This window comes from Paenibacillus sp. FSL H8-0261, from assembly GCF_045040645.1.
Lineage (GTDB): Bacteria > Bacillota > Bacilli > Paenibacillales > Paenibacillaceae > Paenibacillus_AQ.
Map to the genome: position 1 here is coordinate 4,834,836 of NZ_CP150297.1, position 24,137 is coordinate 4,858,972.

24 protein-coding genes and 1 other annotated feature are annotated in these 24,137 nt (G+C 43.9%); of the genes, 3 read left to right on the forward strand and 21 right to left on the reverse strand.

Annotated features, from left to right (window positions below):
- Positions 1–179: 179 nt before the first annotated feature.
- From spoIVA to MHI27_RS21645, 17 genes are all read right to left on the reverse strand, one after another.
- Entirely contained in the window at positions 180–1,658 is a 1,479-nt protein-coding gene (gene spoIVA, locus MHI27_RS21565; protein ID WP_042129583.1) for a stage IV sporulation protein A, read from the reverse strand.
- A gap of 396 nt (positions 1,659–2,054) precedes the next feature.
- Positions 2,055–4,106 carry a serine hydrolase domain-containing protein gene (locus tag MHI27_RS21570; protein WP_405174684.1) on the reverse strand — a complete coding sequence of 684 codons (2,052 nt, stop codon included), beginning with the start codon at positions 4,104–4,106 and terminating at the stop codon, positions 2,055–2,057.
- A gap of 256 nt (positions 4,107–4,362) precedes the next feature.
- Positions 4,363–5,109: a hypothetical protein gene (locus tag MHI27_RS21575; RefSeq protein ID WP_042190208.1), complete on the reverse strand. Its 747-nt coding sequence runs from the start codon at positions 5,107–5,109 to the stop codon at positions 4,363–4,365.
- Between the two features lie 30 nt (positions 5,110–5,139).
- Entirely contained in the window at positions 5,140–5,508 is a 369-nt protein-coding gene (locus MHI27_RS21580; RefSeq protein WP_076299573.1) for a 2Fe-2S iron-sulfur cluster-binding protein, read from the reverse strand.
- 34 nt (positions 5,509–5,542) lie between these two features.
- Positions 5,543–5,722: a DUF2768 family protein gene (locus tag MHI27_RS21585; protein ID WP_042129589.1), complete on the reverse strand. Its 180-nt coding sequence runs from the start codon at positions 5,720–5,722 to the stop codon at positions 5,543–5,545.
- A 195-nt stretch (positions 5,723–5,917) separates the two neighbouring features.
- Entirely contained in the window at positions 5,918–6,193 is a 276-nt protein-coding gene (locus tag MHI27_RS21590) for a stage VI sporulation protein F (RefSeq protein WP_076284557.1), read from the reverse strand.
- A gap of 66 nt (positions 6,194–6,259) precedes the next feature.
- A complete protein-coding gene (locus MHI27_RS21595; protein ID WP_405174685.1) occupies positions 6,260–7,300 on the reverse strand; it encodes an NAD(P)H-dependent glycerol-3-phosphate dehydrogenase in 1,041 nt (346 codons plus the stop codon).
- A complete protein-coding gene (gene plsY / locus MHI27_RS21600; protein ID WP_042129592.1) occupies positions 7,293–7,910 on the reverse strand; it encodes a glycerol-3-phosphate 1-O-acyltransferase PlsY in 618 nt (205 codons plus the stop codon). The genes MHI27_RS21595 and plsY overlap by 8 nt, the downstream gene beginning before the upstream one ends.
- Positions 7,911–7,922: 12 nt before the next feature.
- Complete coding sequence (gene der, locus MHI27_RS21605; RefSeq protein WP_042190218.1) at positions 7,923–9,248, reverse strand: ribosome biogenesis GTPase Der; 1,326 nt, start codon at positions 9,246–9,248, stop codon at positions 7,923–7,925.
- Between the two features lie 169 nt (positions 9,249–9,417).
- Positions 9,418–10,740: a 30S ribosomal protein S1 gene (gene rpsA, locus MHI27_RS21610; RefSeq protein ID WP_256716304.1), complete on the reverse strand. Its 1,323-nt coding sequence runs from the start codon at positions 10,738–10,740 to the stop codon at positions 9,418–9,420.
- 175 nt (positions 10,741–10,915) lie between these two features.
- Positions 10,916–11,503, reverse strand: a complete 588-nt coding sequence (locus MHI27_RS21615) for a 1-acyl-sn-glycerol-3-phosphate acyltransferase (protein WP_042190219.1) — start codon at positions 11,501–11,503, stop codon at positions 10,916–10,918.
- The gene (gene cmk / locus MHI27_RS21620) at positions 11,500–12,210 is read right to left on the reverse strand and encodes a (d)CMP kinase (protein WP_231573321.1); all 711 of its coding nucleotides are present in this window, start codon (positions 12,208–12,210) and stop codon (positions 11,500–11,502) included. Before cmk ends, MHI27_RS21615 begins: the two co-directional genes overlap by 4 nt.
- 207 nt (positions 12,211–12,417) lie before the next feature.
- The gene (locus MHI27_RS21625; RefSeq protein WP_042190221.1) at positions 12,418–13,071 is read right to left on the reverse strand and encodes a flagellar brake protein; all 654 of its coding nucleotides are present in this window, start codon (positions 13,069–13,071) and stop codon (positions 12,418–12,420) included.
- Positions 13,072–13,200: 129 nt separating this feature from the next.
- A complete protein-coding gene (ypeB, locus tag MHI27_RS21630) occupies positions 13,201–14,559 on the reverse strand; it encodes a germination protein YpeB (RefSeq protein ID WP_076299571.1) in 1,359 nt (452 codons plus the stop codon).
- 360 nt (positions 14,560–14,919) lie between these two features.
- The gene (prsW, locus tag MHI27_RS21635) at positions 14,920–15,615 is read right to left on the reverse strand and encodes a glutamic-type intramembrane protease PrsW (RefSeq protein WP_042129603.1); all 696 of its coding nucleotides are present in this window, start codon (positions 15,613–15,615) and stop codon (positions 14,920–14,922) included.
- 148 nt (positions 15,616–15,763) lie between these two features.
- Positions 15,764–16,378 (reverse strand): genetic competence negative regulator, encoded by a 615-nt coding sequence (locus tag MHI27_RS21640; RefSeq protein ID WP_405174686.1) that lies wholly within the window; start codon positions 16,376–16,378, stop codon positions 15,764–15,766.
- A 263-nt stretch (positions 16,379–16,641) separates the two neighbouring features.
- Positions 16,642–17,037, reverse strand: coding sequence for a hypothetical protein (locus MHI27_RS21645; RefSeq protein WP_042190229.1), 396 nt, complete (start codon positions 17,035–17,037; stop codon positions 16,642–16,644).
- Positions 17,038–17,122: 85 nt separating this feature from the next.
- On the opposite strand from MHI27_RS21645, the gene MHI27_RS21650 reads away from it, so the two are divergent.
- Positions 17,123–18,031 carry a polysaccharide deacetylase family protein gene (locus tag MHI27_RS21650; protein ID WP_371915731.1) on the forward strand — a complete coding sequence of 303 codons (909 nt, stop codon included), beginning with the start codon at positions 17,123–17,125 and terminating at the stop codon, positions 18,029–18,031.
- Positions 18,032–18,128: 97 nt separating this feature from the next.
- Here the strand turns inward: MHI27_RS21650 and MHI27_RS21655 are convergent, their stop codons facing one another.
- The 3 genes from MHI27_RS21655 to MHI27_RS21665 are packed head-to-tail and all read right to left on the reverse strand — an operon-like array spanning position 18,129 to position 19,926.
- Positions 18,129–18,974: a metallophosphoesterase gene (locus MHI27_RS21655; protein WP_076299569.1), complete on the reverse strand. Its 846-nt coding sequence runs from the start codon at positions 18,972–18,974 to the stop codon at positions 18,129–18,131.
- Entirely contained in the window at positions 18,968–19,336 is a 369-nt protein-coding gene (locus MHI27_RS21660) for a hypothetical protein (RefSeq protein WP_339242738.1), read from the reverse strand. Before MHI27_RS21660 ends, MHI27_RS21655 begins: the two co-directional genes overlap by 7 nt.
- Positions 19,333–19,926 carry a CPBP family intramembrane glutamic endopeptidase gene (locus tag MHI27_RS21665; protein ID WP_339242740.1) on the reverse strand — a complete coding sequence of 198 codons (594 nt, stop codon included), beginning with the start codon at positions 19,924–19,926 and terminating at the stop codon, positions 19,333–19,335. Before MHI27_RS21665 ends, MHI27_RS21660 begins: the two co-directional genes overlap by 4 nt.
- Before the next feature lie 115 nt (positions 19,927–20,041).
- On the opposite strand from MHI27_RS21665, the gene MHI27_RS21670 reads away from it, so the two are divergent.
- Together MHI27_RS21670 and serA are read left to right on the forward strand one after the other, a co-directional pair.
- On the forward strand, positions 20,042–20,953 hold the full coding sequence (locus MHI27_RS21670; RefSeq protein WP_405174687.1) for a hypothetical protein: 912 nt from the start codon (positions 20,042–20,044) through the stop codon (positions 20,951–20,953).
- Positions 20,954–21,063: 110 nt separating this feature from the next.
- Positions 21,064–21,294 (forward strand) — a binding site (T-box leader).
- A 246-nt stretch (positions 21,295–21,540) separates the two neighbouring features.
- Entirely contained in the window at positions 21,541–23,133 is a 1,593-nt protein-coding gene (serA, locus tag MHI27_RS21675; RefSeq protein ID WP_076284555.1) for a phosphoglycerate dehydrogenase, read from the forward strand.
- 72 nt (positions 23,134–23,205) lie between these two features.
- On the opposite strand, the gene MHI27_RS21680 is transcribed toward serA, so the two are convergent.
- The gene (locus MHI27_RS21680; RefSeq protein WP_076284554.1) at positions 23,206–24,039 is read right to left on the reverse strand and encodes an SDR family NAD(P)-dependent oxidoreductase; all 834 of its coding nucleotides are present in this window, start codon (positions 24,037–24,039) and stop codon (positions 23,206–23,208) included.
- Positions 24,040–24,137 lie beyond the last annotated feature (98 nt).

Consider the following 24,137-nt stretch of genomic DNA (forward strand, 5'->3'; position numbering starts at 1 on the left):
CATAAACATCTAATTCCCATCTAATTTTATAGACCTATAAGACCAGGTTAATTCTTCTTTTCAGAAAAAAAATTGAGTCAGATTCACCGTTATTATAGGAACTAGGAATCAAGTTTCGTTATTTTTACGCATAAAAAGAGTGGGATCTCTCCCACTCTTCCAATCTGCTTAAATTTAAGTTAGAGAATAATTGCAATAAGTCCGCCTGAGCCTTCATTGATGATCCGACCAAGCGTTTCTTGCAATTTGTAGCGCGCATTATCCGGCATCATCGCGATCTTGCCTTGAATACCTTCCCTCACAATGGAATGCAAGGAGCGCCCAAAAATATCGGATTCCCAAATCTTAATTGGGTCGTTCTCGAAATCCTGCATCAAATAACGGACCAACTCTTCACTTTGTTTCTCTGTACCAATGATTGGTGAGAACTCAGATTCAACATCAACACGAATCATATGAATAGATGGTGCGGTGGCCTTTAAGCGAACCCCAAAGCGAGAGCCTTGACGAATCAGCTCTGGTTCATCTAGCGCCATTTCAGCTAGTGAAGGAGCAGCAATACCATAACCGGTAGTCTTGACCATTTCTAAAGCTTCAGAGAAACGGTCGTACTCTCTTTTCGCGTGTGAGAATTCCTGCATCAGCTGGAGCAAGTGATCTTTACCGCGGATTTCAACCCCTACTACCTCCATCAGAACCTGATCATACAGCTCTTCTGGGGCATACAGATCGATCTCTGCTACACCCTGACCCATGTTCATACCACTTAGGCCTGCTTTATCGATAAAATCATACTCTGTGAACTGAGATACGAGCCGGTCAACATCCCGCAAGCGGCGAATGTCTTTTACCGTATCGCGAACGGAGTTCTCATAGCTACTACGCAGCCAGTGATTCTCTCCAAGCACCATGACCCAGCTTGGCAAGTTCACATTTACTTCATGAACAGGGAATTCGTACAATACTTCACGCAGTACACCTGTTACATCCTCTTCGGTCATGTTTGCTGCGCTGAGTGTCATGACAGGGATATCGTATTTGATGGCTAGCTCGCTACGGAGCTGCTGTGCTTCCTCACTGCGTGGGCGAGTGGAGTTAATGACAAGCACAAATGGCTTACCCACTTCCTTCAGCTCTGCAATGACGCGCTCTTCAGAGTCCACGTACGAGTTCCGCGGAATTTCTGCAATCGTACCATCTGTTGTTACTACAACACCAAGCGTTGAATGCTCCTGGATGACCTTACGGGTCCCGATTTCTGCCGCTTCCTGAAAAGGAATTGGCTCCTCAAACCAAGGTGTAGAGATCATTCGTGGTCCATTCTCATCCTCGTAGCCTTTAGCGCCTTCTACAGCGTAACCCACACAGTCTACCAGTCGAACGTTAACCTCAAGCCCTTCCGCAACCTTGATTTGGACTGCGTTGTTAGGCACGAACTTAGGTTCAGTGGTCATAATTGTTTTGCCTGCTGCGCTTTGCGGAAGCTCATCCACAGCTCTTACCCGATCTGCCTCATTCGTGATGTTAGGCAGGACAATTGTTTCCATGAAGCGCTTGATAAATGTCGATTTCCCCGTGCGAACCGCGCCGACGACGCCAAGATAAATGTCTCCGCCGGTACGCTCGGCAATGTCCTTGAAAATATCCACTTTTTCCAAAAGAGATCCCCTCCTCATATTACTCCGAAGAAAAAATGCCTGAAGAGCATCGACTTCGCGTTCCGCCGGTAATCTGACCCTTGCAGGACATCAACCGGACTTATCGTATGCCCGCCCGAAGCCTAGCTGCTTTCGACCGGGACGTACTGGCCCCGCGCTAAACTCCGAATGCTCGGACATGCATTTGGACTAGTATCATCATATGTATCCGGAACGAATTTATGACCCATAATCGCGCATTTTGCAATGTAATTTCTAAAAATTAGTTGTGCGCGCCGCAAGGCGTCTGACGCCCGGAAGCTTTCTCATCCATCATATGAGGTAGGGTTCATTGATAGAACTAACAAAATAGCCAGCTATAATAGCTGGCCCAATCCATATATGCGTATATACTCTCTATTTCAGTAGCGTAATACCAAATGAAGCTCCGGCATTCCCGGCAAATACAATATTGCCCTTAATAGGTAGTACAACCTCATTGTTACTACTAATGACCGTGTTATTCACTAGGGCTCCCGTTTCATCGTATACCATAAAAGCACCTTTTGCTGGCATCTTAACTACCATTTTCTTTCCAGCCGCTGTTTCGGGAACACTGAACCATCTAGCATAACCATCAGCTTGTATCGTAGCTATCGACGATTTGCCTTTATAGAGCGGCTTCACTCCGTCCTCACTCATATACAAGGTTCCAGCCGCATTAAAGTACTCTATGCCCTCTTTGGCATAGAAAAGAATATCAAATGTATCTCGGCCCGCGATGCCAGGAATTTGGTGCTGGCTCCCAGCCGTATTTGGACCTGTTATCTTCATACCTTTGAAATAACCCTCACTTGTCTGTATTGTTGGCCTAATCATGTTCATATAGGTGATGGAACTGAATTTCTCGCTGACTGGATAGTATAACTTACCTTCTCTTTTTGCCCATGCATCTGCGGTTTGTTTATTCAGTGCTGCAACTTCCAATTTCTCCGCCTTATATTCAGAATACGCAAGCTGGCCTAATTCAGGAACCGAAATATACTGGCTCATCCACAAATAAGTCCGTCCGTTGCTTTCCTTTACAAAATTAACCTTTGTGCTGCCTTCCTCATCAACAAAAGTTCCATCCGTGGTGTAAATAAATTTTTGTTCCGGAGCAGTCATTCCTGATAACAAGAGTTCCCCGTCTTTGATAGCTACCTTCCACTGATCGCCTAGAGTACTGTAATAACCTGCGTATTTCACAAGATCTTTTGGCATGTCAGCCTTAACTGGCTTGCCAAATGATTTATCAGGCTTGATTTCTGTAATTGCGCCCTTCTCTTTCATCGCCTGAAGGAGCAGTTCACTTGCCAGCAGTTGATTAATTGAGGAGCTCCCGCCCGAGGTAATGACTGCTGCAGCCATATTCTGTACAGGAAGCACGACGAGGGAGGATTGATACATCTGTGTATCTCCTCCTTTAACAAGAGCTTTTATACCATAATCGTTAAAAGGGAATAATCGCACACTATCCCAACCAAGTCCGTAGTCAGCAGAATTATCCCCGTCTTTGGGCCAAAATCCCTTTCTATACTCTTCTTGCTCCATGGCCTGTACTGATTTGGTTGAGAGTACATCTGCTCGCTTCCCAGTAAAGATTTGCGAGAATCGGACCAAATCCTCCGCAGTAGAGTAGACTCCGCCTGTACCAATCGCATTGGTCGTCTCCGTTGGAAGCTGCCCCTCATATGCAGGAGAGTAAAGGCCGGCAAATTTGCTTGAATCTACCATGTCTTGTGGCGTCATGGTATGGTTCATACCCAAAGGTACAGCAAAATTGTCATGAATGAATGTAGTAAATGTCATGTTACTGACTCTTTCTACAAGAATTTCTGCGAGCGTGAATCCATCATTGCAATACACTGAAAAAGCTCCCGGTTCTGCCTTTAATTTCTGTGTAGACAAGTTCTCCAGCAGTGAATCGTGTACGTACGTATCTGGATCATCAAATAGAAATGCACTAGTTAAACTCGAACCCTGCAAACCGGATGAGTGATTCAACAACATGCGTGGGGTAATCTTTTTATAACGTTCATCTTCCATTTTAAAATCCATAATATATTGTACGACAGGAGTATCGAGATTGATCTTGCCTTCATCAACTAATTTCATGACCGCTGACGCCGTAAACATTTTGCTCGTAGAGCCAATACCATAGATTGTTTCCTTCGTTAAAGGGATTTTTCCTGCTTTGTCGTTAATTCCTGTTTGTCCCGATACTTTGATCACTCCATTGTCGATCAAGGCATACTGTACGCTGGTTATCCCATATTGTTCAGTTAGAAGCGTTGCTTTCTCAGCAGCGAGCTTCTCTAGCGTCTTAGAAGAAACCGTAGCTACGCTGCTGGAAGCCATCGCGCTTGTAGGAATAAGTGGGGTCAGGGCTAAGGCCGCTGCAAGCGTCCATATGATATTTTTTTTCATGTCATCAACATCCTTTTGTTTCTAATTTTGAACAATTATGAATTATTCACGATTCATCTCTAGCCTGAACTGAATCTCCTTTCTTACCTTCATTCTAGCAATCCAGTCTTACGCGCCATTAAACAGAACCTTAATTCCATCTACGATTTATGTAAGACAATTAAGCTTCTGTTAAGGCAATATCTGAACAACACAAAAACGCCTAATCCTTCGGATATAACCGAAGCTTAGACGCTCTTAAGCTTTAACTTTCACTTCAACTAGGAGACTGCGGGACAGGCTGATTGTTAATCCATAGATACGGCAAAGACTTCACGGGCACGTAATAGGAAGCTTCCTCCAGATCTAGTCGCAAATCTTTTTTCTCGTCATGTTCCCCACCATTCTTTTCGATGGCAGCTATAATATCAAAGACATAATCTACATAGACCATTCCAGCCTTATCCATGATGAAATCAAGAACCTGCCCGGAATAGACGCTAGTTAATGATATGGAGCTTGTTCCTGCCTTCTTATGATCAATGGTGTAAAGTCCAGGATATAGCTCATCAAGTACGGGCAAAGAGCCGTCATGAGCTGATTTATAACGATTAATCTGACGCTGCACATCATTCACCTTTTGAACGGTAACAAGGTCCATCACCTTAACTACTGGATCACTTTCCTCATTCAAAATAAGAAAATAAGCGCTTCCGCCCTGTTCAAAAGCCGTAGCCGGAATATCATCCAAATATCCCTTATTGTTCAGCTTGCCTAGGTCTATCCGGAACTTCTCATATCTTGGAGTAGCTTCATCCGCATTAAGGATCGGAAGCACACCTTCCTCTTGTTGAAAATCATCAACGGCTGCTTGTATCCGTTTAACACTTTCTCGATAATTAACGCTAGCACGCTTTTCTTCTCCAGGATACAGACATCCGGAAAGAGTAAGAGCGATTGACATCACTACCAGAAAAAGTCTTGCTCCTGCCTTTAGCTTCTTCTTTCTTCGTATAAACTCCAACCGAGTCCCTCCCACGGTGACAATCTAACACTACCACAGCTCATCTTCTTCCCCACGCCGCGCAGCTTCAAGCTTACGGCGTACAGCAGCCTTAAGTGGATCTTCTGGCACCTGAACGGTCACATCGCTCCATACGGCAGCCTGACAAGCCAGACGCACTCCTTCTTCTAACGTAGTTCCAAGCTTACGTCGTTCAATATCCCCTGGCGGTCTCAGCGCTGTGGCCTCTTCAGTCGCAATTTTAACCTTGCACATCAAACAGCCTGCTTTGCCTCCACAGCGAGTGGTAATGCTCACTCCGGCTTTACGAGCTGCCTCCATTAACGAGATACCACGATTCACCACAGCTTTACGACCTTCAGGTTGAAACATAACGGTGACGCCATTTTGCGATTTCATGATGTTACTTCCTTCCTCAACATTATGTAACTGCTTACATAATCGAAACAACTCCGCCCAATAGGCCAACTAACATGATGACAAACGCAAGGATAGATAGCAGTGCTTTAAGCAGTCCCTTTGTTTTGCTCCGAGCAAAAGTTATTAGAAATACAGACAGTCCCATAATCAGCATTGCAATCAGGGACAACCACATTTTTGTCATCGGATCCAAGGTCAAAGCCCCCATTCGCCTGTAATATATTAGGGATTATTATATCATGACCTTATCCTATTCTGTAAAAAAACATCATTTTTTATATATTATTATTAAGATATTTTAGCTGTGAGAGTTTACCAATAAATAAAAAAAGAGCAAAAGATAACAGAATCTCATGGATTCTGAATCTTTTACTCACCCAACCTAAAGCTATTTTTTAAGCATCATTTTCATTAAAGACTCCATTGTGCCGGAACCTGCGCCGCCTTTTTTGACGGCATTAACAATTTCCTGCACAGTAGCTTCACTGACCGGCACTTTCGCCATCGATGACACCTGCTTAATTAACTGGCGGAGCTGGGCTTCATTCTGCGTAGTTCCTGGTTTGACCGTACTGGCTAGCTTTTTGACGGCACTTTCCGTAATGTTCTTGCCCGCCTTTTTGTTAATGGCGTTCAATGCATCCTTGGAAAAATCTCTGCTCACTTTTCATCCCTCCTCCGTCAATCCCCAATACAACATATGAGAATTTGCGGAAAAAGGTGAACAGGATCAGGAATGCCACTGCTCCCAAGTTTCCTGAGATATTGCCTCAAGCTCAGGTTTACGATCACGGCCCATCAGAGCCTCAACAGCACTACGCGGACTTCTACCTTTAAAAAGGACATGATAAATTTGATCTGTAATGGGCATTTGGACCCCTAGCTTGATGGAAATAGCATAAGCTGCCTCCGTGGTACGAATACCTTCGACAACCATTCCCATCGACTCCAGTACCTCATCCAGTGGTTTCCCTTGCCCGAGCATAAAGCCAGCACGCCAGTTACGGCTGTGCTGGCTCGTAGCAGTCACTACAAGATCGCCAACACCTGCAAGCCCTGCAAAGGTCAAAGGATTCGCTCCAAGCTCGACGCCCACCCGAGAAATCTCGGCCAGTCCACGTGTCAGAAGCGCCGCCTTAGCATTATCCCCAAATCCTAGACCATCGGATAGACCTGCACCGAGTGCAATAATATTCTTTAGTGCGCCGGCAAGCTCTACTCCTACCTGATCACGGTTCGTATATACACGAAAATCATTGTTTATGAACAATTCCTGTGCTTCAGCAGTACGCTTATCATCAGGTGAAGCCACAACAACTGTAGTAGGACACAGGCGCACTACTTCCTCTGCATGACTCGGTCCGGAGAGAACGACAATCTGCCCTTCGTCACAGCCGAGTTCTTCAGCAATAACGATGGACATCCGTTTCTTGCTTTCAGTCTCAAAGCCCTTCGTAGCATGAACGCATAGCATTTCATCCCTCCAGAACGGCTTCAGACTGCGAGCAACCTGTCGCATACCTGAAGATGGGGCTACAATAACAACCGCTTTAGAACCGGAAACTGCGGTCTCCAGATCGGTGGTTGCAATGATGTTTGCAGGCAGAGAAATCCCCGGTAAATACTTATTATTGAAATGAGAACCATTGATCTCGGCAGCTTGATCAGAGTTACGTGTCCACAGATAAACTTCCGAGTGATTCGCAGCCAGCACACTTGCCAGCGCAGTTCCCCAGCTCCCCGCTACTAGTACGGTTACTTTATCAGACAACACGATTCCCTCCTTTTACTTTTGAGCCTATCTTGTTCTCACGGCCCTCTACAATCTTAACAATGTTCGTCCGGTGCCGCCAGAAGGCAAAAACCGCAATGATAATACTGGTCCAGAGCACAGGCTGTGTAAATCCTGTCAACAATAGAAAGACCGGTGTCAGCGCGACAAAAATCAACGAGCCAAGTGACACGTAACGAGTGATAAAGATAGATCCTATGGCGATAACACCAGCGAGCAGTGCAGGCCATAAACACAGTGTGGCCATAACACCGATCGTAGTAGCGATGCCCTTTCCCCCACGGAAACGAAAGTAAAGCGGCCAGTTATGTCCGACAATTGCAGCGATTCCGCAAAGAGCAGCAACCCAGGTTCCCCAGCCGCCTACCCAAGTTCCTAACCAAACTGCGGCAACACCCTTCAGTACATCCAGCACTAGCACAGATATCGCAGGACCTTTTCCCAGTACACGAAGTGTATTGGTAGCCCCCGCATTGCCGCTCCCATATTGACGGATATCAATTCCCTTTAGTAGCTTGGCGAACAGCACACTAAAGCTGACAGAACCAAGCAAATAGCTTACAACGATAACCAGAAGTTCAAGCGCCACACTTCTTCTCCCCTAACCTTCGTTTTCGGATTTGCGCCGTGTAAAGAGACGGATTGGCGTTCCCTCGAAATTAAACGCCGCGCGGATTTTATTCTCCAAGTAACGTTCATAGGAGAAGTGCATCAGCGATGGGTCATTTACGAACACCACGATCGTCGGTGGCTTCACCGCAACCTGCGTTACGTAGTTAATACGTAAGCGACGGCCTTTGTCAGTTGGAGGAGGGTTAATCGCAATGGCGTCCGATACAACATCGTTCACCAGATGCGTAGTAATGCGTAGTGCATGCTGTTGAGATACATGCTGCACCACTGGTAGCAGTTTTTGCAGGCGCTGTTTAGTTAAAGCCGACAAGAAGACAACCGGTGCGTAACTCATAAACAAGAAGTGGTCACGAATCTTAGATTCGAAGTTCTGCATAGTCTTGTCGTCTTTCTCAATGGCATCCCATTTGTTCACAACAAAAATAGATGCTTTACCAGCTTCATGTGCATAACCAGCGATATGCTTGTCCTGGTCGATAATGCCCTCTTCACCGTTAATTACAACGAGAACCACATCAGCCCGTTCAATCGCACGCATCGCACGCATAACACTGTATTTCTCAATGTTCTCATATACCTTGCCTTTTTTGCGCATACCTGCAGTATCGATAAGCACATAACGTTGTCCATCACGTTCAAAAGGCGTATCAATAGCATCGCGAGTAGTACCTGCAATATCACTAACGATAACGCGTTCTTCACCCAGAATTGCGTTAACCAAAGAGGATTTACCTACATTCGGACGGCCAATCAAAGCTACACGAATGACATCGTCATCATATTCATCATCTATTTTCTCTGGCAGACGTTCTACGACAGCGTCCAATAAGTCACCGAGTCCTGTACCATGACTACCGGAAATTCCGATTGGATCTCCAAAACCTAGGCTATAGAACTCATAAATATCATCTGCACGCTTCATATTATCCACTTTATTGATGGCAAGAACGATCGGTTTACCTGAACGGAACAGAATCTGAGCTACCTCTTCATCTGAATTCGTCACACCACTCTTCGCCTCACACATAAATACAATAACATCCGCTTCTTCAATCGCCAGCTCCGCTTGAACGCGGATTGATTTCAGAATCGTGTCATCTCCATCAATTTCAATACCTCCGGTATCAATCACACTGAACGACTTACCGTTCCAATCTGAAATACCATAAATCCGGTCACGTGTAATCCCCGGTTTATCTTCTACAATGGCCAATCTATCGCCAATCAGCCGATTAAAAATCGTCGATTTCCCGACGTTAGGCCTCCCAACGATTGCCACAACGGGTCTTGCCATATTCATTCCTCCTGTCATCCTTACGATACTCATCATAGCAAAAAACATTAAAATTGGCTAACACTCATGTTAGTTCCAATAAATCTTTCTGTCACTGGAAAAAGAGAATCGGCGAACCCCCGTATCGAGGGCTCGCCGATTACTTTACCCGTATATTCAAAAAGCAGGATTAGTTATTACCTTTGAATTTGTCCAACTTGTCTCCAAAACGTTCAGCAAGCGTAAAGCTAAGGCCTTCGTTGCTTAGAGAAACGTTAGGGTTATTCAATACTTCTTTAGGAGCTCTGTCTCTGCTGTTGCTGCGTTCAGGTCTAGCAGTAGGTGCTGGAGCTTCTTCAGTTTCTTTGATGCTCAGGCTAACACGTTTCTCGGATGGATTGAAGTCCAGTACTTTCACTTGTACTTCTTGTCCTTCTTTCAATACTTCGTGTGGAGTAGCAATGTGTTTGTGGGAGATTTGTGAAATGTGCACAAGACCTTCCACACCTGGAAGCAATTCAACGAATGCTCCGAAGTTCACAAGACGTTTTACAACGCCTGTTACAACATCACCGATGTTGATTTCGCCAGCAGCAGAGTCCCAAGGACCTGGAGCAGCAGCTTTAATGCTCAGGCTGATTTTTCCTTTTTCAGGATCAACCTTAAGTACTTTAACACGTACTTTATCACCTTCAGAAACTACATCAGAAGGCTTCTCTACGTGATTCCAAGCGATTTCGGATACGTGTACAAGACCGTCAACTCCGCCAACATCAACAAATGCGCCGAATTGGGTCAGACGTTGTACGGTACCTTCAATGATTTGACCTTCAGACAGTTCAGCCATAATTTTAAGCTTATTAGCTTCGAACTCTTCTTCAAGAACTTCTTTAGCGGACAGGATTACTTTGCTGTTCTCACGGTCAAGTTCTTTCACTTTAACGCGAAGGGTACGGCCTTTGTAATCGCTGAAATCTTCAACGAAGTGACGCTCAACCATGGAAGCTGGGATAAATCCACGTGCTCCAACATCAGCTACTAGACCGCCTTTAACAACGTCAGCCACAGTAACTTCGAAAGCTTCTTGGGAAGCAAAGTACTTCTCAAGATCTTCCCATGATTTTTCGCTATCAACAGCACGTTTGGAAAGAACAAGGCTTTCCTTGTTGTCGTTGATGCTAACAACTTTACATTCTACTTCCTGTCCAACTTCTACTGCTGCAGCAGCGTTGTCCAGTTGTACTGCGGACAATTCGCGAATCGGAATCACACCGTCGTATTTATATCCAATGCTTACATAAGCTTGGTTATCTTCAATTTTGACGATTGTTCCTTTCACGGTATCGCCTTTTTTCAGAGAAATGATTTCCAAGTCAGCTTGGTTAGTCACTTCTTCTTCGTTAACGGCAGCAACTTCTTCTACAGCTCCGTTATTTTCTGTCACAGCGGATTCCACCGCTTCTACGGTTTCATTGCTCTCCGTAGTTTCCTGATTTTTAATTTCTTCAGACATGTGATTAGCCTCCTCGATTCAAAACCCCATTTATTTAAACCTGCGTATAGCAGAGTTCAAAACAAGCATTGCTTGGTATTACAAATTACGCTTGAAGATAGTATGTTCCAAAAAATAGCGACTATGCCGTTATTTAATCATAGCACAGGACGAAATTTGTGATTCCGTTTATCCCTTAACCAACAGTTGGTATACCCGACTTCTTCATCTCATTGATGCGTTCCATAATGACATCGGTAACAGCCTCGAGAGATTCACTTCCTGCACCGGCAAATTGACTGAGATCTATAGGAGCCCCATAGACTACAACCATCCGTCGAAAGGGTTTGTACTCACCGACAATAGCGGCTGGAACAACTGCAGCACCGCTTCGAAGTGCAAAGCTTGCAGCACCTTTCTTGGCAACTCCGGCGTCAGAGTTACGCGTACCCTCCGGGAAGATACCCATGACATTACCACCACGAAGTGTGTTAAGGGCCGTTTTAATGGATTCTTTGCTTACACCACCACGTTTGACCGGAAAAGCACCCAATTTGTTAATGAGCCAGCCAAGCACAGGAACCTCAAAAAGTTCTGCCTTAGCCATATACTTTACTTGACGGTCTAACTTAATCCCGATAGTCATCGGATCCAGCAAACTAATATGGTTGGCACAGAGCAGCACCCCGCCCTCCTTTGGCACATTCTCTTCCCCCACAATCTTAAGCGGGAAAACAATTGCGTAAATCAAGCGAAGCAATCCTCGGCAAAATACATAAATCATAAATGATTTCTCTCCCCGTCAACATGAGATCTACAATGGGATACAATGGCCTCCACGACTTGATCGATATCCATAAAGGTCGTGTCGAGAAGAATCGCATCTTCCGCACGTCGCAGCGGTGAAATCTCCCGTCCTTCATCCAGACGATCCCGCTGTGCAATATCATGTTCAAGCTGCTGAAGCGTCACCGATTCCGCGTCTCTCAATTCCTTATAACGACGGAGAGCTCTTTCTTCCACACTTGCCGTCATAAAAATCTTTACTTCGGCATCGGGCAGCACGGTCGTACCGATATCGCGGCCATCCATTACAACGCCTTTGCGAAGCGCCATCTGACGCTGCAAATGACTCAGTCTGGACCTTACACCTTCGATCTTCGAATACTGCGACACAAGGCCGCTAACCTGAAGACTCCGAATATGCGGCGTTACGTCTTCCCCATTAATCAGCACCTTCTGGATGTCTTTTTCCGGAATAAGCTCAATAACCATATCGTGAACTTTCTGGTTCACTTGATTCTGATCTTCCGGTTCTATGCCTTCTCGGATCATATACCAGGTGATTGCCCGGTACATTGCGCCTGTATCGACATAAATATAAGACAACTTCTGGGCTACCAATCGGGCTACAGTACTCTTGCCTGCCCCGGCAGGTCCGTCGATGGCGACGTTAATTCTGTCGTAAGTATGTGTACCCTGCCTATCCAACGGGGCATTCCTCCTCAAACACTCTTTCATAAGAAAAGCATCTAGCGATGTCAAGTTCGTTCCTGCAATATCAAGGAGCACATACAAATGGATATGCTTGATGATATTATCAAGAAAAAAGCAGGCATTGCCTGCGACTTATAAAATTATACCACAGTTTATACTTCAGTGCAAAATCAGAACACTTAATAGAGCTAAGAAAAATGCCTATCGGTTGCGGAAATCAAACTGTCGTTCAAAGCAGTAACGTATTATTTTCTGACGCTCATTATCCGTAATAGCCACAAATTTCAGCATGGCCAATTGGCGTCCGTTTTCAAGCTTTTTAATCCGAACCACTTCACCTTCAAAGTCCACATGCTCAATACTACCATTTCGATAAGGCACTAGAACCCAGCAGGATAATTTCGCTCCCACCTCGAGCTTCACTTGGTGATCCACCAAGAAAGACGTTCCTCCGCCGCCGATATCATCTGTACGTACAAGGAATCTTTTGCCAAAGCTATCCTTCACAGCTAATTCAAGATCTGCATTCACCCGAAAAAAGCTTCGTCTCTGAATTTTGAAAATCGAATCCGCCTCTGGTTTTTGTATCCGGACCATACGAATTACATCTTCTTTAAACCCGAGAACATGAGTATTAAAGTAATTTTTAATGCCACCCTCAGTAATAAAATAAACCGAAAGCTCGTCCCCCATAAAAAGTCGTTTCAGACGACCGTCACTCTCCTGCATAGGAATTTCAATCAGGAATGCGTCGTCTTCTGTCTCTGCAATTCTCGATCTATATTCAACTTCTGCTTCAGCAGCGTCACTGGAAGCAACCTGTATGTATAGATATTCATTAATTTTAGGATACAAAGATGTCACCGCCAAATCAGTATAGTTAACAATGATTATAGCATGGGAATATCACCCAATGAGATAAATATTATTTGAATTTCAAAAATAAAACAGGGCTCATCCAAATAATGGATGCGCCCTGTTTTTTCACTTTTGTTCTACCCCTGAAGAAGGCCTGATTTCTTCCACGGACTCTTCAATGCCGTCGTCCGCATTAAGATAAATACGATACTGAGTACCATTTACCTCTCCGCCAAATTCGTAAGTCAAGACTTCTACGGAGTCATCATTTTTAATCCACGCCATGCGATGGTAATTCTCATTGAAATCCGAATTCAGAAATTTCTTCGCTTCCGCCAGAGTCAGCTTTGGCTTTGGAATTTTACGATTGTCCTTATGCTCATTGACATATTCGCTAGCCTCAAATCCAACCGCTGTCCCAGTATCAAGTCCAATACGGATCGTCATTTTCTCAGGATAAATCAAGACATCATTTTGGCTCGTTACAAAGGTTAAATTCCCGATATTATCATAACGGTCAGCATTAACCGCAGTCATATGAGGATATCCTTTTTTCTTAAGAAACTGCTCTGCCTTGGAAACTGCTTCTTCTAGGGTCACCTTAGCAGGTCCTATCTCACGGTTATCGTAATAAGAGATCAGTAAACCACCATTTTTGGTGAAATCCATACTGATAATCTGCTTATTATTCGTACCACTGACTGTAGCCGTATAAGAAGGCCACTTCGTATTTTTTCCGTTTTCTTTAACGTCTACCTTAGCATTCGAGCCTGCATTAGCAAACTTAATGGCTTTACGTTTGATATCTTCAACTGAAACAGGGGTACCTCCGAGCATTTTTACAGAGCGTTTATCGTAAATGCTTGCAACTGAAGGACCCCAATCCAGGTCAGGGTAACCTTCGACACGTTTGTCCACCGACTTAAAGCCGTCAATAATCGAATTATCTTCTGCCTTATTCTCTGTAGCCAATGCGGTTTCAACATCCATCCAGCGCAAACGGCTACCAATCACTTTATTCTGAACATCTTGCAAATCTTTTGAGATTTCTCCAGAGCTCTTATACAATGCTTTTAAATTGCTCAATTCACCATCTGTCAAAGGCTTCTTAGCGAAATCACGAATCCCAGCTTTATAAGAAAAGTTTGAGATTTTGGACAGAAACTCCTCCGTTTTGCTAAATGGCAGTAATGTGAGTGGCAACTGATTAATTTCATTTTGCGCCTCACTGGTCATCCGCCACACATTAACAAGTCCTTTGCGGTGCATCCCGTTAGAAGCGGAGTTAACAGCTAGTGTGTTTCCCAGCTCTCCATGAAGACGCTCCACATGGTAAGACAAATCATGAAAGGCACGCTGATATTGGTTCTCCGCCTTAATTAGGATCGCATTCTTCTCCTGATTCTCCTGATAACCCCACACGAGCGCTCCAATTAACAGCAGCGCAGTCAGCGGGAACATTACAGCACTTAATCTTTTGTACATAGGGCTACAAGACTCCTTTCGATAGCTTATTGGCGTTAGTTTGACAATAAACTAGGAGTCTTATGCACCCTTCTGTAACACAATATGACTAAAGTGTTTGAATAGAGGGATTTCACTCCAAATTTGCATAGCATAGCGCTTATGCTCTCTCTTCAATTTCAAAGCCACTGCTATTACTGCAAAGGCATTGCTTAAAGCCGGTTTGAATCACACCCTGCTCTTTTATCCCTCTTAATATGTAGGTCTCACCGCATTGTTTGCAAAGTATACGGACTTTTATACGCAAAAAAAGACACCTCTCTCCTCTCTGGAATCTCCCGCTAAGGAACAATCCTTTGAATATAAGTGTGTCCATCTCGATTATAGGTTAACCTCTTCTTCTCGTTTCAGAAAGCGGAAAGGGGACCGGCTATTCGCCCTATCCACTTTCCCCATCCCTCCGTACCATAGAATAGCCATCAGAGGAACAATAAACCATATCCAGTAGTTAGCTGTCGTACTCAAAATAAAGTCATAAATCCCATGCCACAACCATGGCAGCAAGATAGAAATTAACAGAATCCCTTTTGTTTTAGCTCCTTTTGAGAACTTGGCTCTCCCTAAATGATAGCCCATGATTACACCAAACATAGCGTGTCCAGAAACCGGAAGCAGAGCTCTCAGGAACATGGAACCGATTGATGCATTGCTATACCAAGCGTACATTATATTTTCTATTGTTGCGAAGCCGAGCGAAATCGCTACGGCGTATAGTATCCCATCATATGGCTCGTCAAATTCGGTGTGATTGTAAATCATATGGTAAAGCACAAACCATTTTAGACATTCTTCCACGCCAGCGGATATGAGAAACGACTCCACATAAGGACCGCCATTCAGTCCCAGCATTAGTCCTCTCTGAATGATCATAACAGGGAATACAATCAGAAGGCCTAGCAGGAACACCTTAATAACGATATGAAGCGGTTCTTGATCATACTTATCTTTCAAATAAAAAAAGGTCAGCAGAGCAAGTCCCGGCGCTACTGCCGACGAAATAACCGATAACACGAGCACCGAATAACCTCCCTATATCCCTAGCGCCTTATTCTGCTGATTACAGTAAGGCAGATACCAGCTTTAATTCAAGAATGACCGCCATACCATCAAGAACAAGAATAGGGCTAATCAGCTAAAATGATGCTTATCAGCCCTATCATGCTATTTAATCCTGACGCTTAAAATGAGTGCACAATAACTGGACTGCATTCTCCGGCATTATTGTCTTCCCGTATTCATCGAGGACAGCTTCAGTAACCGGTGAGGAATCTCCAAACTCAGCTAGTACGCCAACAAGACCTGACAACGCTGTTTCTTCAAATTCCTTAGGATCGAAGTACAGATACCATTTATTGTTATAAGAATACAGTTTCCCCTGGGAAGTAATATTACCAATGAGCACATGGGCCGCTTCAACAAGAACCTCGAAATCGCGGAATGCATATACAATGGAGTCGCTTTGTTCAAGAGTAACTTCCATTTCGTAAATCTCTTCTGGCAATTCTTCTTCCCCGGACGCACCGTACTGATGGTGATCATATTTTCCTCGGGTCACTATAACGACCATGCCTTGGGCGGGCAATGCGAAAACTTCTACGGCAAGCGGACCGGTAGCATCAAAACCTAGTTCACTATATGCTTGGTCCATCATCTCCGTAAACAGGTCATGAACCTTGGGAACTTCCTGCCACATGTCTTCCTTCTGGATGCCCCGCTCGCTCAGGTCGTCAAAAGTGAGGAAAATCCGTATCTTATCTTGACTTAATCGCTCTATTCTCATGACAGGATCCTCCTTTTGCAAGCTCATTTATTATAATGTATGATGAGTCCCGAGTAATGAGCCAAAAATGGTTACTATGTATGTATGTTATCATTTTGCAGAGATAAATGCACGAAAATAAATATATAAAATCCTCTTAAAGCATTGCCACTACTGAAGAGCTTATTCTAATTCATAAACCATTTTCAAGCCCTTGAATATAAAAAAGAATCATTTTGCGGAATATTTCATCCTCAAAATGATTCTGAAGGAGTCCTTTACGGTTACAATCCCGGTATGGCAGTATGCGTTTCTTTAAGAATTTGCTCCACTTCGCTCTTCACTTCAGGATTGTTGCGAATGAAATCCTTCAGTAATTTGAGATTGGATTCTTTTGATTTTGCCGGTGATTCCGTTTTATGCTCAGAGGTTCCGCTGTTCGAACCATTACTTTGAGCATTGCTGCTTGTATTACTGCTTGCATTGCTGCTTGAAGCAGCAGTATTTCCAAACCCTGTCGTAGCCATACCAATTATTTTTTCTTTTGCTTTATCTGCTGCTCCACTCATGGAACCGCCCGATTGCCCCAGCGAAGACATTAGAGAATTCCGCTTTTTGGACATAATCATACTGGCTGCGACGCCCATCAGCACCCCACATAAAAATGACGAAGTATTCATATTTCCAGCCTCCTTGTATGGTAAAATCATGTTTAGTGTTCGCGGAAAGATTGCCGCTCATGCAACCTAATAAGAAGAAAGCGAGTTGAAAAAAGTGGGTAAAATGACATCAGTGCTCCTACTGGCTACCTTACTGCTGACAGCCTGTGGCAACAGCGGTGCGAATGGAAAGACAGCCGAGGATACAAACACCACAAACAATACGCCTACGGCGGCAGCTACACAGAGCGCAGAAACTACAGCGCCTTCTCCTGAAGTTACAGCCAGCCCTACCCCTGAAGCGACAGCAGATGGAGGAACTACAGGTAGTAATAATACAGCCAGTAAAGATGAAGCCTCCGCTGAAATTCCACTGCTGTACCATATGAACAAAAATTACGACATCGTCCCAAATGAGGAAACTACAAATAAAAAAGTCGTGTTACTCACTTTTGATGACGGTCCCAAAGATGCGGAAATGATTAATCCGTTAATGGATGTTCTGGACAAACATCAGGCCAAAGCGATCTTCTTCGTGAATGGATACCGCGTTAAAGCGCATCCCGAGCTTCTAGAGTTAATTCATAACCGCGGAGGAATTATCGGCAACCATAGCTGGGATCATATTGTGTTGAAGGACAAGTCTTACACTGAGGTCAAAAAGCAAATCGAAGACGTTCAAAATGCGGTCAAGGAGATTATTGGTGAAGCCCCTCAGTTTTTCCGTCCCCCACATGGTGCTGGCGGAGATGTAGGGAAGAAGATTTCCGCTGAGAATGGGATGTTGTATATGACCTGGTCCAATGGATCACTGGACTGGGAAATGAAAGAGAAAGAAACCGGAAAAACAGATAAGTTAATCAAAAATGTGACGGATCAATTGCATTCTGGCAGTAATATTCTGATGCATGAGCTACCTTGGACAGTTGAAGCGTTGGATAAACTGCTTACTACTCTTGAAGGCAAGGGCTATAGCTTTGTAGATCCTCGCAGTATTGAGCTTAAGATGCGCTAATTCCTAATTAGGATAAATAAAAACAGGTAATCCCCTTGATGGAAAGGAGATTACCTGTTTTTTTGTCCACCCGTTCAATCGGTACAAAGACAGTTTTCTAATGTTTCTCTTTACGGAGCGTTAGCACGTGCATCTCAGCAGGACTTCCCCAGCGGATCGGCAAGTGAGAGGTTCCAAACCCTCTGCTAATCAGCAGCTTCGCATCCCTTCCTGTCCCATCTCTTCTGGGCCATTGAAACATTCCTGCATCATATTTATGATAGAAATTTTCCACATGTCTTTGACCCAAAAAAGGAAGAATGACCTGCCCTCCATGCGTGTGGCCTGCTAATATCAGATCCGCTGGCACACTTTGACGTTTGGACAACCAGAGCGGATCGTGAACAAGAATGATACGACAAGTGTTATTTATTGAAGAAGCACGTGACGTTAATTCAGGTAATGGACGATAAGAAGTGTTACCACCCTTTTTCGGAAAATCCACTCCCGTTAACCAAAGAGAAGCTCCCTCACGTTCAATACGCACATTCTCATCCATTAACAGCTTTGCACCACTGCCCCGGATAATCTGATCAATTAGTGAAATATCAGCTCGATAATCATGATTTCCATGTACTACATAGGTAGGAGCAATAGAAGTCACTAAAGTCATATTATCAGTCAGTCGATCCAGAGGACTGTTTTTTTCCGTTAGATCACCGCCTAATAAAACAGCACCCACCTTTCCCTTTAACGGAGTCAGCAGTGCTGTTGGAAGGCGGCGGCGATGGATATCAGTTATAAATAAGAGACGAAATCCATCAAACTCATCTGGGAGCGACTTCAAAATTATTTCCTCGGTAATAATTCTGCTTCTAAAGGCGTTACTCACCATAATCACTGCAATGATTAGCGCAATCAAAAGCACAACCACAACCAATCCCCAAATCCAAAAAATCACCATAAAGTACTCAAAGGCGGCGCCCCTTCGATTCCCCACCAGAGGAGCGCTACCAGCAATATTACAAAAATGAAAATCAGAGAGTTAACAAACATTTTACTAAGCCGAACACGTTCTGATGAATACGTATTCGAACGTGATGGAACAGATTCTTCCTGCTCTTTGTTTCCAGCGTTAGATCCCTTCGCAGAAGCTGCCGGACGGCGCGCTTTCCTTGATAAAGTTGCCGTTGTTGTTCGGGAATGATTGCTCTTTCTAGGAGCCCCCTCCGATCGCGGATTCGTTTTTTTACTTTTGCCAGAAGTTTTGCCTTCGCCACTGCGCTTTTTCTGACGAGACTTCAACCGGCTCAATTCCTCACTCATGATTCCCTCCTGTAGCGGATCACCAGACCAGAGAAAAGGTCGATGAAGAAATGACATAGTATAGGTGCCCATAGGCTTCCTGATTGAATGTATATATATCCAAGACCATAGCTGCTTAAGAATACCCATCCGGTAGGTACAAAGTGGCGCAAATAGCGAACATGAATAAGAGCAAACAAAATACTCGTCCAATAAGGACCAATGGAATACTGAATGGCTCCTCTGAACAGAAGCTCTTCACAGATCGATACCATAGCTGCAATTACAACAATGTGCCATACGGGCCGATTTCGAAATAAAAGGTCGTTTATTCCCCCGTCATCCATGCTTTCTTCAGGTACAATATGAGTCAATAAATAATCAACTACCAGCATTACAGCAGCAAGTCCAAGACCCCATGCCACAAATTGTACGTTTTCTGGAAAAATTAATAGCTGAAAAGGATTTCTTTTCTGAAATAATATCCATATCAAACCGATAATTAATGTAAGCCCCTGAGTAATGTAGAGATTGAGGAGCAGAAGACGGTCTGTTAACTGACCTGGCTCTACTTTTTTTATCTTAATCTCGCCAAATTTGAATTTTTTCATCGTGACCTGCCTGTTCTTTAATTTTTTGGGGCAGCTCCGAAAGAGAAACCGTCCATAATGTTGCTATCAATACATAATACATAGGATAATTCCCCCAGAAAAAGGAGCACTTATTATGAGCCAACGTAACTCCCGTACACAAATGTTGTACACTCTATTTTTTTTGTTTTTCCTTATTTGCGCCTTCGCCGCATTTTTCACAGGCGTCAAGGTTGGCGCAGACAAAACGGAAGCTAAATATGAGCAACAAAAGAGCAGTAATGGATATGGATTAGAAGAATTCACGGGCTCTTACCAACAGAAGGATCTTGTTACCTTCTATCATAACGTATTTTTGCCTTATCGGGAATTCAAGCAGAATTGGAACACACAAGTGGACAAGTTGGCACGCAGTACAGATGCCCGTGTAAATGCAGCAGCTTTGAAGAATCTTAGCCTTCTAGCAGATAAACAATATGAAAGAGTTAACCAGGATTCTATCTTTTCCGACTCTCCCTTATTACATCAATCACAGCTAAACATACTCAAAAGCTTAACTTTATTCTCAAAAGCTTCTGGTGAAATAAGTGCAAGTGCATCTGGTGCAGAGACGGCAAAATTGCTGAAAAATGATTCTTATACTGCCGGTGCGGTTAAATTCGGATTGCTCGCACAAAAGAACTTTTATGATTCTATGCTAAAGTGGGGCTCTAAGACAAACCAGAAAATCCCTTCTGTTGCTGGTGAGCTAAAGACCATGTCCTTTATTCAGTGGAAAAAAATGCCTCTTCTTCAAAAGAACGCATCCATCGCTGATATGATGTTAAATCGCGGAATTTTTGCAGCCTACGATCCCCAGGACATTACTGCAAAAATAGACGATTTGATACATTCTGGTACAGCCAGTTCATTGAATCTTACGGATGTTCAGTCCTCAGTAACCCTGCTTATTTCCACAGGTGCTATACAGGTAGAGGATTTTATGAAGTGGCGAGAGCAGTACTATAGCAAGGAGACGATTCCACAGCTCCCGTTTTTTTATGAATAGAACCAGTCATTGAATCATAACGAAAAATGAAGTTCACTTCAAGAAAGCCAACTTTCAAAGCCTATTGACACATCTACATTACCGTGTTACATTATGAAAAAATTAATCAATCAAAAACGATGATGGAACAAAGATTCTGGAAGTCTTCAGAGAGCCGGTGGTTGGTGCAAACCGGTGACAAACAGATGTCTTTAGCGCTCCTGAGATATTGTATCGAACCTTAAAGTAGGTGCAATCGGATCAACTCCGTTACCAGTGTGGCCTTTGCAGGCCAATGAGGCTGCTTCTTCCAAGTTGCAGTGAATTAGGGTGGTACCACGAAGATAACTCTCGTCCCTTACTACGGCAGTAGTATGGGGGTCGGGAGTTTTTTTAATTTCTAAATACCTAATCTATACTATCCTTTTGCCCAAAGTTACCGATTCCGCGGCACTTCTGCACGCAGCTTCTTTTATGCGACACCGCGTTGATCTACTATTATCACATGTTTTTTCTCTACTAGTTCGTGAATCTTCAGGTATTGTGGATTGCCCAAAAAGGCATCCTCGACATATAAAGCTTTTCAACTTTAAGGGGGATAAGAAACCATGTTTAAAGTATTAGTATCGGATCCAATCAGTGATTTGGGCATTCAGCAATTGATGGACGCAGAAGATGTAGTTGTTGACAAAAAAACAGGACTCAGCGAAGACGAACTCATTGCAATTATCGGTGAATACGATGGCCTCCTTGTCCGCAGTCAAACTACTGTAACAGACAAAATCATCGAAGCAGGAAAAAATCTAAAAGTAATTGGTCGTGCAGGTGTTGGTGTAGATAATATCAAACTGGATGCTGCAACAAAGCGTGGTATTGTTGTAATCAATGCTCCTGATGGAAATACAATTACGACTTGTGAGCATGCTTTCGCAATGATGATGGCTCTGGCCCGTCATATTCCACAAGCTTATGCAAAAACAATCGGTGGAACCTGGGATAGAAAAACATTCGTAGGTGTAGAGCTTCGTGGCAAAACTTTAGGTGTACTCGGAATGGGCAGAATCGGTAGCGAAGTGGCTAAACGTGCTAAAGCTTTCGGTATGGAAATTCTTGCTTTTGATCCTTTCCTAACAGCTGAACGTGCTGAAAAGATGGAAGTTAAATTGGCTTCCGTAGACGATGTTGTTCGCGGAGCAGACTTCATTACTGTGCACACTCCACTTACTCCGGAAACACGCCATATGATTTCTCGCCCACAATTCGAAGTGATGAAAAAGGGAATGCGCATCATCAACTGTGCACGTGGTGGTGTAATTGATGAAATGGCATTAGTAGAAGCTATAGATAGCGGTATTGTTGCTGGCGCTGCGTTCGACGTATTCGAGAAAGAGCCGCCGCAAGCAGATCATCCTTTCCTGTCTCATCCAAAAATCATCGTGACTCCTCACCTTGGCGCTTCTACGATTGAAGCTCAAGAAAATGTGGCGATCGATGTTTCGGAGCAAGTGTTGCATATTCTGCGTAATGAACCGTTCATTAACGCGGTCAACATTCCTCCAGTGGCTCCAAGTGTAATGAATAAGCTTCAACCTTACTTCACGCTTGGGGAAAAACTGGGCAGCTTTGTTACCCAAATTGCAGCTGCTGCTATCCGTGAGATCCATGTTGAATACGCTGGTGATCTTTCGGATGTAGATACCCAACCACTAACCCGCTACATTGTAAAAGGTGTGCTCTCCCGCCACTTTGCAGAGGACGTTAATATCGTAAACTCCATGCATTTAGCGAAAACACGCGACGTGAACGTAGTAATAACTAAAGCTTCTAAAACTAAAGGCTTTACCAACCTGATTACTGTTACTCTAAAAGCTGATCGTGACCAAGAGTATCTTGTTGCCGGCACCCTGCTGCAAGGTTACGGAGAACGGATTGTTCAAGTGAATAAGTTCCCAGTTGATATTGCTCCTGAAGGTCATCAAATCTTTGTATCCCATAACGACAAAGTAGGGATTATCGGACTCGTGGGTACATTGCTTGGTGAGAACGATGTAAACATCGCTTCCATGCAAGTGGGACGTAAAATTGTTGGGGGCGCTGCAATCATGCTGCTGACCGTTGACAAAGCCGTTCCTAAGCAAGTCCTTGTGAAACTCGCTGGTTTACCAGAAATTAACACCGCTGAAGAAATCATCCTTCTTTAATCTATAATATAGAAAGGCCATTCCAGAATGTACTGGAGTGGCCTTTCTTATATTTTACGAATCTCTTTCTTCCTATATTATGAACGAAGGGATTATCCTTCCATCAATATCAGTAAAACCATACTTTTCAGCAAGCTTTCCAACCTGCTGTGGCTCACCGGACATAGACATAACCTCTGGATCAGCGGCTAGTGCAGTCACTGCTCGACCAATATATGTCGTCGATTCACTCATTTTCAGTTCCTCAACTTCTTGCCAATGTTCCTCATCTGTATTCATGGCTTCTAGAACCGCTTCTGTTCTCATCCATCCAGGTGAAAGTGGCATAACCGCAATGCCGTCATCCTTTAACTCCTTCGACAATCCGAAAGCCATACGTAAAAGTGCATTTTTAGAAAGATCATAATAAAAGTTGCCTAAATATTTATAATGATCCCAGAAGGTTGTATGGATAATTAGACCACCAGTTTTTGCCTTGCGCATCAAGGGAATTGCGTAATAATTTGTGATCATCTGTGCTCTCACACCGGCATTAAACATATTGTCCCAATGAGCTGTAGGCAGCTCCCAAAAAGGCTTCTGCTCGATAGCTAAATCATTGCCTCCCCATACGTTGTTAACTAAGATATCGAGCCGACCTTGCTCTTCAGCGATCTGGCGGATCACTGCTTCTGTTTCTTGATCCTTCGTATGGTCACATCGTATTACCGCACCAGAACCTCCACTCTCTTTTATTTCTCTAAGTACGCTATCTATGCTCCCCTTAATATGCTCTGTGACGGATACATCTGTGGTCCTCCCTGTAATATAGACAAAAGCACCTCTTCTTGCTAGTTCTAGAGCGATCCCTCTCCCAGCACCTCTGCTGCTCCCGGTAACCAATGCGACTTTCCCTTTCAATGTCATAGCCCTCAACCCTTTCCACCTGAATTCGGATTTCAAAATTCTGTGAACATTCCTTACGTTTTATAAGTATAGCCCGTATATATGACATCAACTGACAT

Excerpts from the sequence above, each read along its gene's own strand:
- MHI27_RS21570 (WP_405174684.1), bottom strand. The coding sequence starts at position 4,106 with ATGAAAAAAAATATCATATGGACGCTTGCAGCGGCCTTAGCCCTGACC.
- MHI27_RS21580 (WP_076299573.1), bottom strand. The coding sequence starts at position 5,508 with ATGAAATCGCAAAATGGCGTCACCGTTATGTTTCAACCTGAAGGTCGT.
- der (WP_042190218.1), bottom strand. The coding sequence starts at position 9,248 with ATGGCAAGACCCGTTGTGGCAATCGTTGGGAGGCCTAACGTCGGGAAA.
- rpsA (WP_256716304.1), bottom strand. The coding sequence starts at position 10,740 with ATGTCTGAAGAAATTAAAAATCAGGAAACTACGGAGAGCAATGAAACC.
- MHI27_RS21615 (WP_042190219.1), bottom strand. The coding sequence starts at position 11,503 with ATGATTTATGTATTTTGCCGAGGATTGCTTCGCTTGATTTACGCAATT.
- ypeB (WP_076299571.1), bottom strand. The coding sequence starts at position 14,559 with ATGTACAAAAGATTAAGTGCTGTAATGTTCCCGCTGACTGCGCTGCTG.
- MHI27_RS21640 (WP_405174686.1), bottom strand. The coding sequence starts at position 16,378 with ATGAGAATAGAGCGATTAAGTCAAGATAAGATACGGATTTTCCTCACT.
- MHI27_RS21645 (WP_042190229.1), bottom strand. The coding sequence starts at position 17,037 with ATGAATACTTCGTCATTTTTATGTGGGGTGCTGATGGGCGTCGCAGCC.
- MHI27_RS21655 (WP_076299569.1), bottom strand. The coding sequence starts at position 18,974 with ATGGTGATTTTTTGGATTTGGGGATTGGTTGTGGTTGTGCTTTTGATT.
- MHI27_RS21660 (WP_339242738.1), bottom strand. The coding sequence starts at position 19,336 with ATGAGTGAGGAATTGAGCCGGTTGAAGTCTCGTCAGAAAAAGCGCAGT.
- MHI27_RS21665 (WP_339242740.1), bottom strand. The coding sequence starts at position 19,926 with ATGAAAAAATTCAAATTTGGCGAGATTAAGATAAAAAAAGTAGAGCCA.
- MHI27_RS21670 (WP_405174687.1), top strand. The coding sequence starts at position 20,042 with ATGAGCCAACGTAACTCCCGTACACAAATGTTGTACACTCTATTTTTT.
- serA (WP_076284555.1), top strand. The coding sequence starts at position 21,541 with ATGTTTAAAGTATTAGTATCGGATCCAATCAGTGATTTGGGCATTCAG.
- MHI27_RS21680 (WP_076284554.1), bottom strand. The coding sequence starts at position 24,039 with ATGACATTGAAAGGGAAAGTCGCATTGGTTACCGGGAGCAGCAGAGGT.